Here is a 13,106-nt window from a genome sequence, read left to right as displayed (position 1 = left end):
ATATATTCAACAAAAAAGGAAGGTTACCATGAAATCGATCTATGTAGAAAAAGATGATAGCTTCATCAAGGAACTTGAAGATAAACTTGAAAAAAATACCCCTCTTTCTTCTTGGGAGTTGTTCTCCATGGCCTATGCCGCTGAACAAACAACCATGGTGCCTAACTTTACAGGATTACGAGCGTTAGAATTTTTGCCTCACATTTCTTTTTTAGATCATCAGATTCGGACTGCAGAACAAGTTATGGAACAAATGCATGGCAGAGCCATTTTAGCCGATGAAGTTGGGTTGGGAAAGACTATTGAAGCTGGACTGGTATTAAAAGAATATATGATCCGTGGGTTAGTGAAAAAAGCACTCATTTTAGTGCCTGCTTCTTTAGTAAACCAATGGGAAAGAGAACTAAACGAAAAGTTTTATATTCCGGCAGTAGCTTATCGTAAAAACATGAGCTGGGAGCAAGGCAATATTATTATTTCTTCTTTAGATACTGCTAAAAGGGTACAGCACCAGGAAACCATTCTTAGCTTAGATTATGATTTAGTCCTTGTGGACGAAGCACATAAGTTAAAAAACCATAAAACAAAAAATTACCAATTTGTACGGTCGTTAAAAAAGAAGTACTGCCTATTATTAACCGCTACTCCCGTTCAAAATGAATTGCTGGAGATTTTTAATCTCGTGTCCATCCTAAAACCAGGACATTTAGGTAACTATGATTCTTTTAAAGCAAGCTACGGAAACGACCGGAAAAATATGAAACAAGATTTATTTTTAAAACAATTAATCCAAAAAGTAATGGTAAGAAACACGAGAAAAGAAACAGGTCTAAATCAAATTAAGCGACACATTGAAACGATTTGGACAGAATTCACAAGTGAAGAAGCAGAAGTTTATCAAACGTTAGAAGCAAGTACAGCACTGTTTCCTGCATTTTCTAAAATTACCTATCTACGTGAATTTTGTTCATCGAGGGAAGCGTGCTATTTATCCTTAAAAAAAATACTTGCTGAAAATCCACAATTAGAATCCATTCAAGATGTGGTACAAAAAATTGAACAATTACCTCACCATCAAAAAGCAGCAAAAGTGGTGGAACTTATTAATAAAATCGGCAATGAGAAAGTCATTATCTTCACAGAATATCGTGCCACGCAATTTTACTTGCAATATTATTTACAACAAAATGGCATCAGTTCCGTTCCTTTCCGTGGAGGATTTAAACGTGGGAAAAAAGACTGGATGCGCCAACTATTTAAAGATCATGCCCAAGTATTAATTGCAACAGAAGCTGGAGGCGAAGGGATAAATCTGCAATTTTGTAATTATATGATTAACTATGACTTACCATGGAACCCGATGCGTTTAGAACAGAGAATTGGACGTATTCATCGCTATGGTCAAGAGAAAGATGTGTTTGTCTATAATTTTGCAATTAGAGATACGGTGGAAGAACATATTATGAAGCTGTTGTACGAGAAGATTCATCTATTTGAGCATGTCATTGGTGATTTAGATGCTATTTTAAGTGAGTTATCCATTGATAATATGGAAAAGGAAATTGAACAAATTTATGCAGAATCAGCAACTGTTGGTGAAGCTAAAATCAAACTGCAAAATCTCTCGGCTGTAATTGAGTCAGCGCAAAGATCTGATATACAGGAGGAAAAGCAATATGGAGATACATGATTTAAATGCATTTCTGTATGATTTTTTCAAAGCACATCGCTGTCCAATTTTAACTAATCATGACGGGGTATTGACCATTCAACTCACAGAGGAGATGGACAAGGTGCTTATGAACAGACCGTTTTATTGGCATTATATAAAAAAAATGGGCTATCCAGGAGATCCCATGCAACTTACACTAATAACAAACCCTGATAAGCGGCAGGAAAAGGGGGAATGGATCCATTTTGGTAGTCCACGCTTACAACAGATTATACGTTATTTACAACAAGCAGAAAAGTACACCAAGCTATTTCAGCAACTCAATCCAAATGTGAATACCCCGCTCTTCCCTTGGCTAGTGACGAATATTAAAATTAGCTATCAAGGAAAACATAAGCGAGATGAACTGTTTTCTATTGGTCTCAATTTAATCAATGGCGTTTTGAAATCGGATATGATGGATCTGCTAAAAGCTATTTCGCTTGAAACGACTATTTCCGACTATTGCTATACACTTTCGCCAATGATTAAGCTTCATAGCGGTTATAAACGTATTGAGTCGGTACTCGATCAGTATGTAGAAAGTCAAGAGCATTCATGGGCAGTAGAAGCTTTACAGGCATTAGAAGAAGAAACCAAGCTATTACATCATTTTTACACCGAAGATAGGGAAGATGAGACGATGGAACGAGAACTCAAGGAAATACAAGAACGATTTCAACCAAAAATTACTTACCATGTCGTGAATGGTGGATTATTTTACTTAGCATCCGACACAGCTTAATCCTATTGTGACATACGATATCATTAAAGCATAAGCATATGACCTGAAGCAGGCGTTTATTTCGCCTGCTTATTCGATTGTTGACGCATTATCCTCAAGGCTAGTGGAAGTGTACCAAACCACTTGTTTGTGGACGACCATTTCGATCTTTTTTTAGCTTCTTTTCGCCGTCTTTTTTCATCTGCAGGCATATTCAAATAAGTGACGAACTGCTCGGTGATAAATTGTAAATAATCTCTTGTAGACAAATTGTTCCCTCCCACGCTATCCTTGTTACGATTTTTTTACGACCTATATAAATAGCATTTCCAAACCTGGTTCGTTTATAATCAACCTCACCAATGGAATATTGGAAAAAATCACTTCTTTTATTCAGTAAATTTATTTTGTAAGCCTTTTCCCTTCAGTCTAAGGTAGTCTTTTATTCCTTTATACATAAGCATAATAAAAATCTTTTTTAAAAAGAAGGAGTTTTGTTTCTTTTGTCGAAATATGGTGGTATAAGGAGGTGAATCAATTTTTGAATCCAGCAGAAGCAAAAGCTACCAAATTATTACTGTATGCAATCGAGCAAGGTGCTTCAGACATCCACTTCTCCCCTTTGTCTGCTCAAACCGATATCTATCATCGCATTCAAGGTAATCGCATTTTTCACAAAACGATTTCTAATTCATCCTACCAATTATTACTTACGTACTTTAAATTTACTTCCGCCATGGATATTGGAGAGACCAGAAAGCCGCAAAATGGGACGATCACCTTACAGATAGTTGGGCAAGTCTACGATCTGCGTCTATCCGCTTTACCCGTAAAGCATAATGAGAGCTTGGCCATACGAATTCTACCCCAACAAGCATCCCTTCCGCTCCACCAATTATTTCTGTTTCCGAATCAGTTACATCTTTTATTAGCATGGATGAAAAATCGCTCTGGTCTTATTCTTATTAATGGACCAACAGGAAGTGGCAAGACAACTACCTTATACGCCATTCTTGAAGCAATCCGCAAACAACATTCACTACAAGCAATTACGTTAGAAGATCCCATTGAAAAAGACTTAGAGCAAATATTGCAGGTGCAAATAAATGAAAAGGCGGGAATTACGTATCAAGCAGGCTTTAAAGCTGCACTACGACATGATCCAGACATTATCATGGTGGGAGAAATTAGAGATGCTGCCACGGCTGCATTTGCCTTAGAAGCGTCCCTATCCGGTCATCTCGTTTTAAGTACGATACATGCTGCCAATGGTTTAGGAACGTTGTATCGTTTAAAAAGTCTCGGTTTAACAATGGGGGATGTAAAACAGTCTTTAATTGCCATTGCATCTATTCAACTACTGTCATTTGAAACCAAAAAGCATGGTAAACGAAGAGCCGCTATTCTTGAATTACTTGATCAATCTTTACTCACCCAGTACTTTCAGAATGATATAATTTGGTCCGCCGATCAATATCATTCATTTACTCACTTACGAAAGAAGGCATATGCTTATGGATACATTTCTGAAAAAACATATAACGAGACAAAAGAATGAATTGTCTCATCATGATCAATTACGCTTTTTAAAACGTCTGCACCACCTTTTAACTAATGGTTATCCTCTTATTGAGGCTTTAGATAGTATTGCTTGGGATAAGCGTTTTAGTGACTTTGCCAAACAAATCATGAATGAATTGACAACTGGCACAACCTTTGATCAAGCCCTACAAAAAGCCTCTTTCCATCCATCTATTACGAGTTATCTTGCCTTTGCAATGTCTAATCAAAATTTACAGGAGAATATAAAGAGAAGCTTTCAGATGTTTGAGCAGAGGCTTATCTATAAAAGTAAATTTAGACAGGCTATCCGCTACCCCATCCTTTTACTGTTTATTTTCCTTCCCATCCTGTTTATGTTAAAACAAGTTGTACTGCCTTCCTTTATCGATTTATATCGAGGAACCCCTGGTTCTTCGGCAATTCTCGTTATAGCAATGACACTTATAGACTGGCTACTTTTACTACTTATATTTACAACCGCCGCACTTTGTATCTTCGCAATAGGCTGGAATTATTTCAAACGTAACATTCCTATAGATAGACAAGTTACATTCTACGCTCGCCTTCCGATATATAGGAATTTTTTAACCGTACAAACCTCTTTTTTATTTGCCACTCAATTTAGTACGTTAATTCAGACTGGTCTACCATTTAAAGCAATTCTTCAGCAAATGATGTATCAAAAGAAACAGCCACTTATTTCTTACTATGCCAAGCTTATGACAGCACAATTAACGGAAGGGCGGCAACTTCCAGCACTTCTCTCTCAACTTCGATTTTTGGATAAACCACTTGCTAATATTTTTCAAAAGGACAGTAATACAGCAACATTGGAAAAGGATTTGAATGTATACGCTGAAAGCTTAATGGAGGAAACCGAACGCAGAATTCTTAAGATGCTCACTTATATTCAGCCAGTTTTCTTTATTATGATCGGCTGCTTTGTTTTATTCATTTATATGACATTAATGTGGCCAATGTTTCAGCTTATAAAAACAATTTAATTACTAAAGCATAACCCAAAATTGTGTGTTAAAAAAATGCTACGAAGGGGGATCTTTCCATGTGGAAGAAAAATGAAGCCTTTACATTAATTGAAATGCTTATCGTTTTAATGATTATTGCGGTATTAATTATTCTTATTGTTCCTAATTTAGGAAAACGAAGTCAAGAAGTAAATAGTAAGGGATGTGAGGCATTGGTAGCAGTTGTTCAAGCACAAGTTGATGCTTACTATGCCGAACATAACCGATTTCCGACTAGCTTGAACGCTTTAGTTCCAGAATACCTTAATGAAGAACAGAAAACATGTAATGATAAGGAACTAGGGTATGACAGTAAAACAGGGAAAGTACGGGGTTAAACGGTTGAAACAAACAAACGGTTTCACCTTAATTGAAATGTTAATTGTGCTTAGCATTATGCTAATCATGTTAGGATTGGTGTTACCTCCACTTTCTTCACATGTAAATAAAATTAACAGCAATCATGTGATCGATAAATTAGCATCTGACGTCATGAAAATACAACATATGCATGCTACAACATACGGAGCAGTAAAAATTCAACTTTATCATGACAAATATGTGGTATTAAATTCGACGCGAATTATACAGCAAGTTCATTTGCCAGAAGGATTTTGGTTTAATCAAAATGCCAACCATTTTATTGAATTTAATAAGAACGGAAATATTAAACGACCTCGAACATTTTATCTCTATTCCCCCACTACACGATATAAAATAATATTTCCCTTTGGTAAAGGTAGGTTTCGTGTTGAAAAAGGATAATGGTTTTACACTTGTTGAAGTAATTATTGCTTCTAGTATTTTGTTTACTTTCATTATTGTTCTCGCACCAGCTATTTCAATTCTTCATGTGGAACAAAAAATATTAAGTGACCGTCTTGAAATTGCCTATGAACTTCACGACCAGCTGCAGCCTTCTATTTGGGAAAAGAAAAGCCCCATAAAATTATACGACTTAGAAGTAAATAAACGTACAGTAACCATTGAAATCCTCGAGGAAAAAGAATACGTGAAAGGGTGTGCATACTGGAATAATGCTAAACAAACGAACGAAGAATTATGCTTTTACGCCATATCATCATGAATCAGGTTTTACACTTGTTACAACATTAATTACAATTGGAATTTTGGTATTTAGTATTCCATTTGTCAGTTATGTTCTCCGCGACGCTTCCACAACAGTAAATTCGAATACGCATTTATCAGTGGGACAGTTTTTTATATTTATGCGTAATGAAGTGATGCAAGCACAAGAGCTAAAAATATATCCGGACCAATTAAAACTAATAATGCAGAATGGAGATGAAGCTACGTTTGTAATGTACGGAAGCTTGGTACGAAGACAAGTCGATAATACCGGTCATGAAATTTATTTACGAGACGTAAAAAATATTTCTTTTTCCCCACTGCCTTATGGATTACAAGTGACTGTTACTACTATAGAGGGGGAACAACATGATAAAGAAATTATCTTTTACCCATAAAGAATCTGGGTTTATGCTGCCTCTTGTCTTATTCGTTACAGCTCTCGTTTTCCTGATCATTTCAACGACCGTTCATCGTTATCAAAACAATGTGATCATGACCAAAAACCAAATCGAGCAACTAAAAATAGAAACGTTAGTACAAATGTCGCGAGAAAAAATAAAGCAAGAATTAATCCAAAACGGCGAGATAGAAAACCAAATGGATATCTCATTTCCTTACGGCGAAGTTTCTGTGCGAATAACATCTTTAACCCCCGAAAAATACCGCCTGTTTTTTACTATTACTACGAATAACCAATCCAAGCTGCAACTTACTGGTTTCTTAAAAAGTCCTTCCAATGCCCCTTCATCCTTCTAGTGACCTTCTAGCTAGCTAAAATATACAAAAACCATCATTGCATTCTATGTTGGTAGCATTTCTGATCTTTATCCCGTTCAATAAAAATAGATTTTACGGTAGATGAGAAAATAGGAGTAAACTATATACGAAGGTCTCTTCCCTTAAGTGCTGTAAAAAAATCGAAAATAGGTTAAAAATAGAGGTCTAAAAAAACAGAGAATATACACGTAAACTCCTCGAAAATGGAGTACTCATTTTTCTAACGTAAAAATCAAAAGGTTACAATAAAGCGAATCTTCAATCAATGTGGGTTTTCCTTCTTCCTCCACTGATTGTTAGTATGACCTAAAAGCCTCTAAACCAATCGAGCATTTAGATGCTGTTATCTCCCACTTAGACTTGTTGCACTACAATTTTCAACTCCTGAAGTGGGAGTCTTGCAGCACCTTATATACGGGATAAATATTACTTTCATTTACAAGTCCATACGGGTCGTTTATAATAACTATGATAAGGTTACCAAAAGGAGGGGGATGGACATGGATCGAATGTTTCGTGTGTTAGCCTTTTGGACAGGAATTTTCACCGTAATGTTTTTCGTGGGAGATATGCAAAAAACAGCATTACTTTTCCTCGTTCAAACGGCCTTTTTCCTAACATTAAGTTATTTGAAATTATCTGAACGCATGTATATGTATTTATTCGGAGCGTACTGTACCATATTCTTTATTGGTTTTACATGGTATTCAGAATTTATACTTATACCTGGATTCGGACATTAAGAGGCAACAAAAAGCCCTGCTACATACTATTATGCAGGGCTTTTTTGTTGTTCTTCAACCTTGTCCTTGCAAGTAACGTTCATAACCTTTTTCATTATGATGCTAACAGTCTGCGTTAGCTTATGCAGTGAAAAAAGGATTGTGTTTCTTTTCAAACTCAATATTTGTTTCAGGTCCATGACCTGGATAAACCGTAAATGATCCGTCCAATGTATATAATATTTCCTTTATAGACATTTCTAATTGCTGATAATCTCCCCCTGGTAAATCCGTACGTCCAATACCTTGCTGAAATAATACATCACCACTTATTACGAATTGCTCTTTTGTAAACACAAAACTGACACTACCAGGAGAATGGCCTGGTGTATGTAATACATTGAAAGAAAATTCTCCAAGTTGCATTTTCTTCGGATATAGGAATTGGTCCGGCTTTTCTGTTTGCACTTTTTGTTGTGTAAATAAAAGGGAACCATTTTTACTTGGATCTTCTAACCAGCTTGCTTCTAACTCATGAAGAAAAACATCGATGTCATACTTCTTTCTTAGTTCATCCACTGCGCCAATATGATCAAAATGGGCATGTGTTAATAAAATAGCTATTGGTGTTAAATGGTGACGAGTCAAAAATTGTGTTACTTTCTCCGCATCACCGCCGGGATCAACAATCAATGCTTCCTCTGTTCCGTAGACAATATAACAATTGGTTCCCAAAGGCCCCAAGGGCATGGTATGTAAGTTCATTGTTCCATCTCCTCTCATTATTTGCAGAAAACATCATGCTTCTAAAAGATGGCGCTTGAAATAACCGCCTCATGTAATAATTATGTGCTCTAAGATGTCATTTTCACGTTAATTGGAAGCTAACAGAAATTATCAATGCTAAGTCTCGACAAACAACATATAATGCTATAGAATAAGGAATATAACCGCACTAGTTACATAATAATACAAATACATTTTCTATACCAACAATAGGAAATGAGAAGCTATAAGGAGGAAGAAGATTCATGCATATCGTATTAGGGGTTTTGTTTTTATTAGTAGCTATACTTGCAGTTGTATCTATCATCCGTCAAATGAAATACAAAAATATTCTTGCCATTGGATTTTCTGCAGTAACAGCATTAGCATTTGGCTTCTTTGCTATTGCCACCATTATTACCGAGTTAAAAGGATAAACAGTAAAAAGCTGACCGCAATGGTCAGCTTTTTCTATTGGCTTATTTTTTATCAAAGTTGATAAAACGGAACAAATCACCGTAAATCAAATCATCAGAATATCCTAGTTCTTTTTCTACTTGCTCGCGTATGGAATCACAAGCATTAGGAGGCTGGTTATTTTCAGATTGCTCATCCGTTTCTTCTATTATCGGTTCTCCTGTCTCTCGATTGTAGCATGTATCACTCGTATATATATATTCATTGCTTATAAAGCTTCCATTACGTAAAGCGATAAAATCTTTACGCTGATCGCTGAATAAATCATTCCCGAATTGAATATCTTGCTTATTCTTAATGCCTAACAAGTTTAGCAGTGTCGGTTTCATATCGATTTGACCAGCTACCTCGGATTTTACCTCGCCGTTTCCATAACCAGGTATATGAATAAATAATGGGACACGTTGTAATTGGACATAATCATATGGCGTGATTTCATCTTTTCCTAAATATTGACTCATTGCGCGATTATGGTTTGCACTAATCCCATTATGATCACCCATAATAACGATTATGGAATCTTCATAAAGTCCAGCTTGCTTTAGCTCTTCAAAAAACAATTCAATCGACTCGTCCATATATCTTACTGTTGGAAAGTAGTTATTTAACGTATTAGAATTGGAATCATATGGTTCAATTGAACGATCCTCTTCTTCTAGATCAAACGGAAAATGATTGGTTAAGGTAATTAATTTAGAATAAAACGGTTGTTCCATCTCCTGCAAAATATCGGTTGATTGTTCAAAGAAAGGCTTATCTTTCAATCCCCAGCCAATCGAATTCGCTTCCGTAATTTCATAAGACTCTTCGCCATAATAGTGGTCAAATCCTAAACTTTGATACATCTGATCTCGATTCCAAAAGCTTTTATTGTTAGCATGTAATACGCTAGTATAATACCCATTTTCACCTAAAATTTCCGGCATCGCATGATATTCATTCTGTCCATGGGTAAAGAAAACAGCACCTCGGGAAAGCGGATATAACGAGTTCTCCACGAGAAACTCTGAATCAGACGTCTTGCCTTGTTCTGTTTGATGATAGAAATTTTCAAAGTAAAACGTATCTTCATCCTTCGTTAAGGAATTTAAAAATGGTGTAATTGGTGCTCCGTTTACTTTATTATTAATCACAAAGCTTTGAATGGACTCCGCATTAATAAAAATCACATTTTTATTCTTTGCTACACCAAACAATTCAGACGCTTCACTTCTTTTCAAATTCTCATCCATATAAGCTTGAATTTCCGGTAATTCAGTACCATCTGCAAATACGCGTTGGGTTTTCGCTTTTGCTTGTGTCGCAATATCATAAATATGGTAATTAAACAAACCAATATTCTTTACTAAATACTCACGATCAAACGCACGAGTAAACAATTGCGGACGTTCCATTTCCGCTAAAAAGAAATTTCCGGCTACTAATACAAGTGACATCGCTAACGCAAAAACTTTCCCGCTTTTTGGATAGCGTGCAGTCATTTGTTCAGGACGTCGCTTGCTGATAAGCCAAATAATAATCACATCTGCGAACAATAAAATATCATACGGCTTGATTAGTGTTAAAATACTTGATCCTAAATCGGCAGCATTACTTGCCTGAAAAAGCTGTGGAATGGTTATAAAATCGGTAAAGGAACGATAGAATACGAGATTCGCATAAATAATGAATGAACCAATTAAAACCGTATATCGCAAAAACTTCATTTGTCTTTGCTGTTTTTTAAACCATACGCTCATAGCAAAGACTAAAAATGCAGATACGAACGGATTAATAAATAAAATAATCTCTTGCATCATATTCTCTAAATCAATGGAGAACATAAAACGGTATACAAGATACGTTTTTACTCCAAACAAAAACGTCGCTAAAATAAATAAAGGTAATTTGTTAAATTGTAACTTCATACAACTTCCTCCTAGTTCTTTTCCCCTCTCTTCTTGGTTTAACAAGTAAAAGTTTTTTTATTTACGTCGTTGTTTTGCTAATTCAAGCCAGTTACTCTCATGGCTGAAATAGTCTGACATGATGTGAACAGCTTAAAGTTCCTTAGCAAAATTAGTAGAACAGAAACATATTGCATGATATATGCATCTTACAACATGAAGGTTACAGTTCTGGATAAGTTTCTATACCCTTTCTGTTTACGAATTAAACTTTTTTTAAGGCTTACATACCTATAAATACCTGCTTGTCACAAATGCAATATCATTCAAAACATTTAGAACACTCTTGATAAAGACAGGAAAATAGCGACTCACAAAACCAGACGCAAGTGATCGCATAAAGTGAATCTTCCATCCGCATGGGGTTTCTTTCATCCCCACTGATTGTTAGTACCATAATGGTATGACCTAAAGACCTCTTACGATATAGGACATTTAGGTGCTGTTATCTCCCACTTAGACCTGTTGTAGTATGAATCCTTCAATACTTGAAGTAGGAATCTTACAGCACCTTATATGCGGGACAAATTCTACTGCTTCTAACGATGAATTTCAATTACTTCTTTAAATCTCTATAAAACATACATATTAATTAGACGTTTTAGTTATTAAAAAAGTTTCATAGATTACTAAATTTCTTCACCAAATATTTTTTTCTCTAGCTTCTGCTTTACTAGAAAGGCTGCTCCAATAATCCCTGCATCATTTCCCAACTGAGCAAATTTCAACTCACAATTCTCACTTATCTTAGGGAGTGCATAGCGAACAAACGCTTTTTCTATAGCCGTCAGTAAAGGTTGTCCAGCTTTTGAAACCCCTCCACCAATTAATACTTTTGCTGGACTAAGTGTCACACACATATTTGCAATTGCCATGCCTAAAACGTCCATTGTATATGCAACAATTTCCTTTGCCTCTGAGTCATCTTCTTCCGCTAGTTGAAAAACATCTTTAGAAGTCAACGACCCATTTGCAGCTAAGATTTTTGCTAATCCACTTTCAGGTGAAGACTGTGCTTTTTCTATCGCCTGTCGTGCAATACCAGTAGCAGAAGCTATGGTTTCTAAGCATCCTTTCCTACCACAATTACAATTAGAGCCATTTAGATCGACAATTACGTGACCGATCTCCCCTCCAATACCTGCTTCTCCACTAACAACTCTACCGTTTGCAATAATACCGCCGCCTACACCAGTACCAAGTGTAATCGCTATTAAATTAGCTACTTGATTGCCTGCTCCACGCCAGTTTTCTCCTAAAGCAGCTACATTTGCATCATTCTCAACAAATACTGGAAGCTTGGATCTTTCAGTGAGGAATTCACCTAAAGGATAGTTTTTCCATCCGATATTTACCGCTTCATATACAAACCCTGTCTTATCTTCTATAAATCCAGGAGCACCAACCCCTATTCCAAGTACTTGGTCTTGTTTATATTGTAATTCTTGCAGCTTTTGACTAACCGAATTCCAAATATCATCGACTATATGTTGACCGCCACCATCGGTATTTGTTGGGACTTCCCATTTGTAGATAATATCACCTATGTCACTAATTAGTCCCAATTTTGCAGTTGTTCCACCAATATCCATACCAATAATAATTTGTTCCACAGCTATAGACTCCCCTTTTTCTGCTTTTGCACTGATGTCATCTCTTTTTTTAGTAATAATTTTGCTTCCATGAATAGTTTGTTTTCTATAAAGCCAAGCTGATATAATTCATTTATTTCTAACTCCATCATCTGCAAGTCTCCTAATCGACTCCCAGTATAAATAAATGTACCATATTTCCTTAAAAATTGCTGTATTTCATAAATCGATTTCATAAAATCACCAAATTTATTATACTAAATTCATGAACGAAAGAAAATTACTATGAGAAAAATGAAATTTTTTGACCAAAATTGCTCTTATCTCAAGTATTGCATTTATATTAATATATTTCAATTATATTAGAAAAACTTGGCTTGTCGCCAAGTCTTATGGCGGAAGCCTTTGTTTTTCTTATACTATAAACCAAAAAAATCTTATACTTTCCTATAGTGGAACAAAGGCGCGGGGCGCCCGTTTAGCAACGTAGCGAATGGAACGAATCAACTAAAGATTTAGGAATCATGCCACTAAAAACAGGAGTATGCCGACGCCTGAGCGGCAAGCCCGTTTTTAGTCGGCCTTCCCCTTAGCGACGAACCGATGAGGCCTTATCGTAGGGCACATTCTAAAGTCGCCTAGTTGCTGGGCTCATGAGCCGGACGTGGCTATTCGGTTATTTCGTTATCCACAAGCACCTCATTTTATACTT

The 13,106-nt window shown here is 36.0% G+C and carries 16 protein-coding genes; 11 read left to right on the top strand and 5 right to left on the bottom strand.

The window, feature by feature from the left end:
* Nucleotides 1–28: 28 nt before the first annotated feature.
* Nucleotides 29–1,690 (top strand): DEAD/DEAH box helicase, encoded by a 1,662-nt coding sequence (locus KBP50_RS08030; RefSeq protein WP_050353058.1) that lies wholly within the window; start codon nucleotides 29–31, stop codon nucleotides 1,688–1,690.
* Nucleotides 1,677–2,456 (top strand): YqhG family protein, encoded by a 780-nt coding sequence (locus KBP50_RS08025; RefSeq protein ID WP_050353059.1) that lies wholly within the window; start codon nucleotides 1,677–1,679, stop codon nucleotides 2,454–2,456. The genes KBP50_RS08030 and KBP50_RS08025 overlap by 14 nt, the downstream gene beginning before the upstream one ends.
* A 56-nt stretch (nucleotides 2,457–2,512) precedes the next feature.
* Here KBP50_RS08025 and KBP50_RS08020 read toward each other — a convergent pair whose 3' ends face one another.
* Complete coding sequence (locus KBP50_RS08020; protein ID WP_050353060.1) at nucleotides 2,513–2,704, bottom strand: YqzE family protein; 192 nt, start codon at nucleotides 2,702–2,704, stop codon at nucleotides 2,513–2,515.
* 260 nt (nucleotides 2,705–2,964) lie between these two features.
* Between KBP50_RS08020 and comGA the strand changes: the two genes are divergently transcribed.
* The 8 genes from comGA (at nucleotide 2,965) to KBP50_RS07980 (ending at nucleotide 7,635) form a co-directional block, all read left to right on the top strand.
* Nucleotides 2,965–3,993 carry a competence type IV pilus ATPase ComGA gene (gene comGA, locus KBP50_RS08015; RefSeq protein WP_232231286.1) on the top strand — a complete coding sequence of 343 codons (1,029 nt, stop codon included), beginning with the start codon at nucleotides 2,965–2,967 and terminating at the stop codon, nucleotides 3,991–3,993.
* On the top strand, nucleotides 3,950–5,002 hold the full coding sequence (gene comGB / locus KBP50_RS08010) for a competence type IV pilus assembly protein ComGB (RefSeq protein ID WP_050353062.1): 1,053 nt from the start codon (nucleotides 3,950–3,952) through the stop codon (nucleotides 5,000–5,002). Before comGA ends, comGB begins: the two co-directional genes overlap by 44 nt.
* A 59-nt stretch (nucleotides 5,003–5,061) precedes the next feature.
* Complete coding sequence (comGC, locus tag KBP50_RS08005) at nucleotides 5,062–5,361, top strand: competence type IV pilus major pilin ComGC (protein WP_050353063.1); 300 nt, start codon at nucleotides 5,062–5,064, stop codon at nucleotides 5,359–5,361.
* On the top strand, nucleotides 5,330–5,788 hold the full coding sequence (gene comGD, locus KBP50_RS08000; protein WP_050353064.1) for a competence type IV pilus minor pilin ComGD: 459 nt from the start codon (nucleotides 5,330–5,332) through the stop codon (nucleotides 5,786–5,788). The genes comGC and comGD overlap by 32 nt, the downstream gene beginning before the upstream one ends.
* Entirely contained in the window at nucleotides 5,775–6,110 is a 336-nt protein-coding gene (locus KBP50_RS07995) for a PulJ/GspJ family protein (RefSeq protein ID WP_050353065.1), read from the top strand. The genes comGD and KBP50_RS07995 overlap by 14 nt, the downstream gene beginning before the upstream one ends.
* A complete protein-coding gene (locus KBP50_RS07990) occupies nucleotides 6,061–6,510 on the top strand; it encodes a competence type IV pilus minor pilin ComGF (RefSeq protein WP_050353066.1) in 450 nt (149 codons plus the stop codon). The genes KBP50_RS07995 and KBP50_RS07990 overlap by 50 nt, the downstream gene beginning before the upstream one ends.
* The gene (comGG, locus tag KBP50_RS07985) at nucleotides 6,482–6,871 is read left to right on the top strand and encodes a competence type IV pilus minor pilin ComGG (protein ID WP_050353067.1); all 390 of its coding nucleotides are present in this window, start codon (nucleotides 6,482–6,484) and stop codon (nucleotides 6,869–6,871) included. The genes KBP50_RS07990 and comGG overlap by 29 nt, the downstream gene beginning before the upstream one ends.
* Before the next feature lie 521 nt (nucleotides 6,872–7,392).
* On the top strand, nucleotides 7,393–7,635 hold the full coding sequence (locus KBP50_RS07980) for a DUF2626 domain-containing protein (protein ID WP_050353068.1): 243 nt from the start codon (nucleotides 7,393–7,395) through the stop codon (nucleotides 7,633–7,635).
* A gap of 120 nt (nucleotides 7,636–7,755) precedes the next feature.
* Here the strand turns inward: KBP50_RS07980 and KBP50_RS07975 are convergent, their stop codons facing one another.
* A complete protein-coding gene (locus tag KBP50_RS07975; protein WP_050353069.1) occupies nucleotides 7,756–8,379 on the bottom strand; it encodes an MBL fold metallo-hydrolase in 624 nt (207 codons plus the stop codon).
* Nucleotides 8,380–8,645: 266 nt separating this feature from the next.
* Here KBP50_RS07975 and KBP50_RS07970 point away from each other — a divergent pair, with 266 nt between their 5' ends.
* Complete coding sequence (locus tag KBP50_RS07970) at nucleotides 8,646–8,816, top strand: DUF2759 family protein (protein ID WP_072740883.1); 171 nt, start codon at nucleotides 8,646–8,648, stop codon at nucleotides 8,814–8,816.
* A gap of 42 nt (nucleotides 8,817–8,858) precedes the next feature.
* Here the strand turns inward: KBP50_RS07970 and KBP50_RS07965 are convergent, their stop codons facing one another.
* From KBP50_RS07965 to KBP50_RS07955, 3 genes are all read right to left on the bottom strand, one after another.
* Complete coding sequence (locus tag KBP50_RS07965; RefSeq protein WP_050353070.1) at nucleotides 8,859–10,763, bottom strand: LTA synthase family protein; 1,905 nt, start codon at nucleotides 10,761–10,763, stop codon at nucleotides 8,859–8,861.
* 668 nt (nucleotides 10,764–11,431) lie between these two features.
* A complete protein-coding gene (locus KBP50_RS07960; RefSeq protein WP_269466271.1) occupies nucleotides 11,432–12,415 on the bottom strand; it encodes an ROK family glucokinase in 984 nt (327 codons plus the stop codon).
* A 2-nt stretch (nucleotides 12,416–12,417) separates the two neighbouring features.
* Entirely contained in the window at nucleotides 12,418–12,630 is a 213-nt protein-coding gene (locus tag KBP50_RS07955; protein WP_050353071.1) for a YqgQ family protein, read from the bottom strand.
* Nucleotides 12,631–13,106: the final 476 nt, after the last annotated feature.

The sequence above is a fragment of the Virgibacillus pantothenticus genome (assembly GCF_018075365.1).
In the GTDB taxonomy this organism is placed as follows: domain Bacteria; phylum Bacillota; class Bacilli; order Bacillales; family Amphibacillaceae; genus Virgibacillus; species Virgibacillus pantothenticus.
The sequence above is the reverse complement of the archived record's forward strand: the minus strand, read 5'-3'. Positions and strand labels throughout refer to the sequence as shown.

Bases quoted from the DNA above. Each gene is read 5' to 3' on its own strand.
- comGG (WP_050353067.1), top strand. From the start codon at position 6,482: ATGATAAAGAAATTATCTTTTACCCATAAAGAATCTGGGTTTATGCTG.
- comGB (WP_050353062.1), top strand. From the start codon at position 3,950: ATGGATACATTTCTGAAAAAACATATAACGAGACAAAAGAATGAATTG.
- KBP50_RS08030 (WP_050353058.1), top strand. From the start codon at position 29: ATGAAATCGATCTATGTAGAAAAAGATGATAGCTTCATCAAGGAACTT.
- KBP50_RS07965 (WP_050353070.1), bottom strand. From the start codon at position 10,763: ATGAAGTTACAATTTAACAAATTACCTTTATTTATTTTAGCGACGTTT.
- KBP50_RS07970 (WP_072740883.1), top strand. From the start codon at position 8,646: ATGCATATCGTATTAGGGGTTTTGTTTTTATTAGTAGCTATACTTGCA.
- KBP50_RS07955 (WP_050353071.1), bottom strand. From the start codon at position 12,630: ATGAAATCGATTTATGAAATACAGCAATTTTTAAGGAAATATGGTACA.
- KBP50_RS07990 (WP_050353066.1), top strand. From the start codon at position 6,061: ATGCTAAACAAACGAACGAAGAATTATGCTTTTACGCCATATCATCAT.
- comGD (WP_050353064.1), top strand. From the start codon at position 5,330: ATGACAGTAAAACAGGGAAAGTACGGGGTTAAACGGTTGAAACAAACA.
- comGC (WP_050353063.1), top strand. From the start codon at position 5,062: ATGTGGAAGAAAAATGAAGCCTTTACATTAATTGAAATGCTTATCGTT.
- KBP50_RS08025 (WP_050353059.1), top strand. From the start codon at position 1,677: ATGGAGATACATGATTTAAATGCATTTCTGTATGATTTTTTCAAAGCA.
- KBP50_RS07975 (WP_050353069.1), bottom strand. From the start codon at position 8,379: ATGAACTTACATACCATGCCCTTGGGGCCTTTGGGAACCAATTGTTAT.
- KBP50_RS07980 (WP_050353068.1), top strand. From the start codon at position 7,393: ATGGATCGAATGTTTCGTGTGTTAGCCTTTTGGACAGGAATTTTCACC.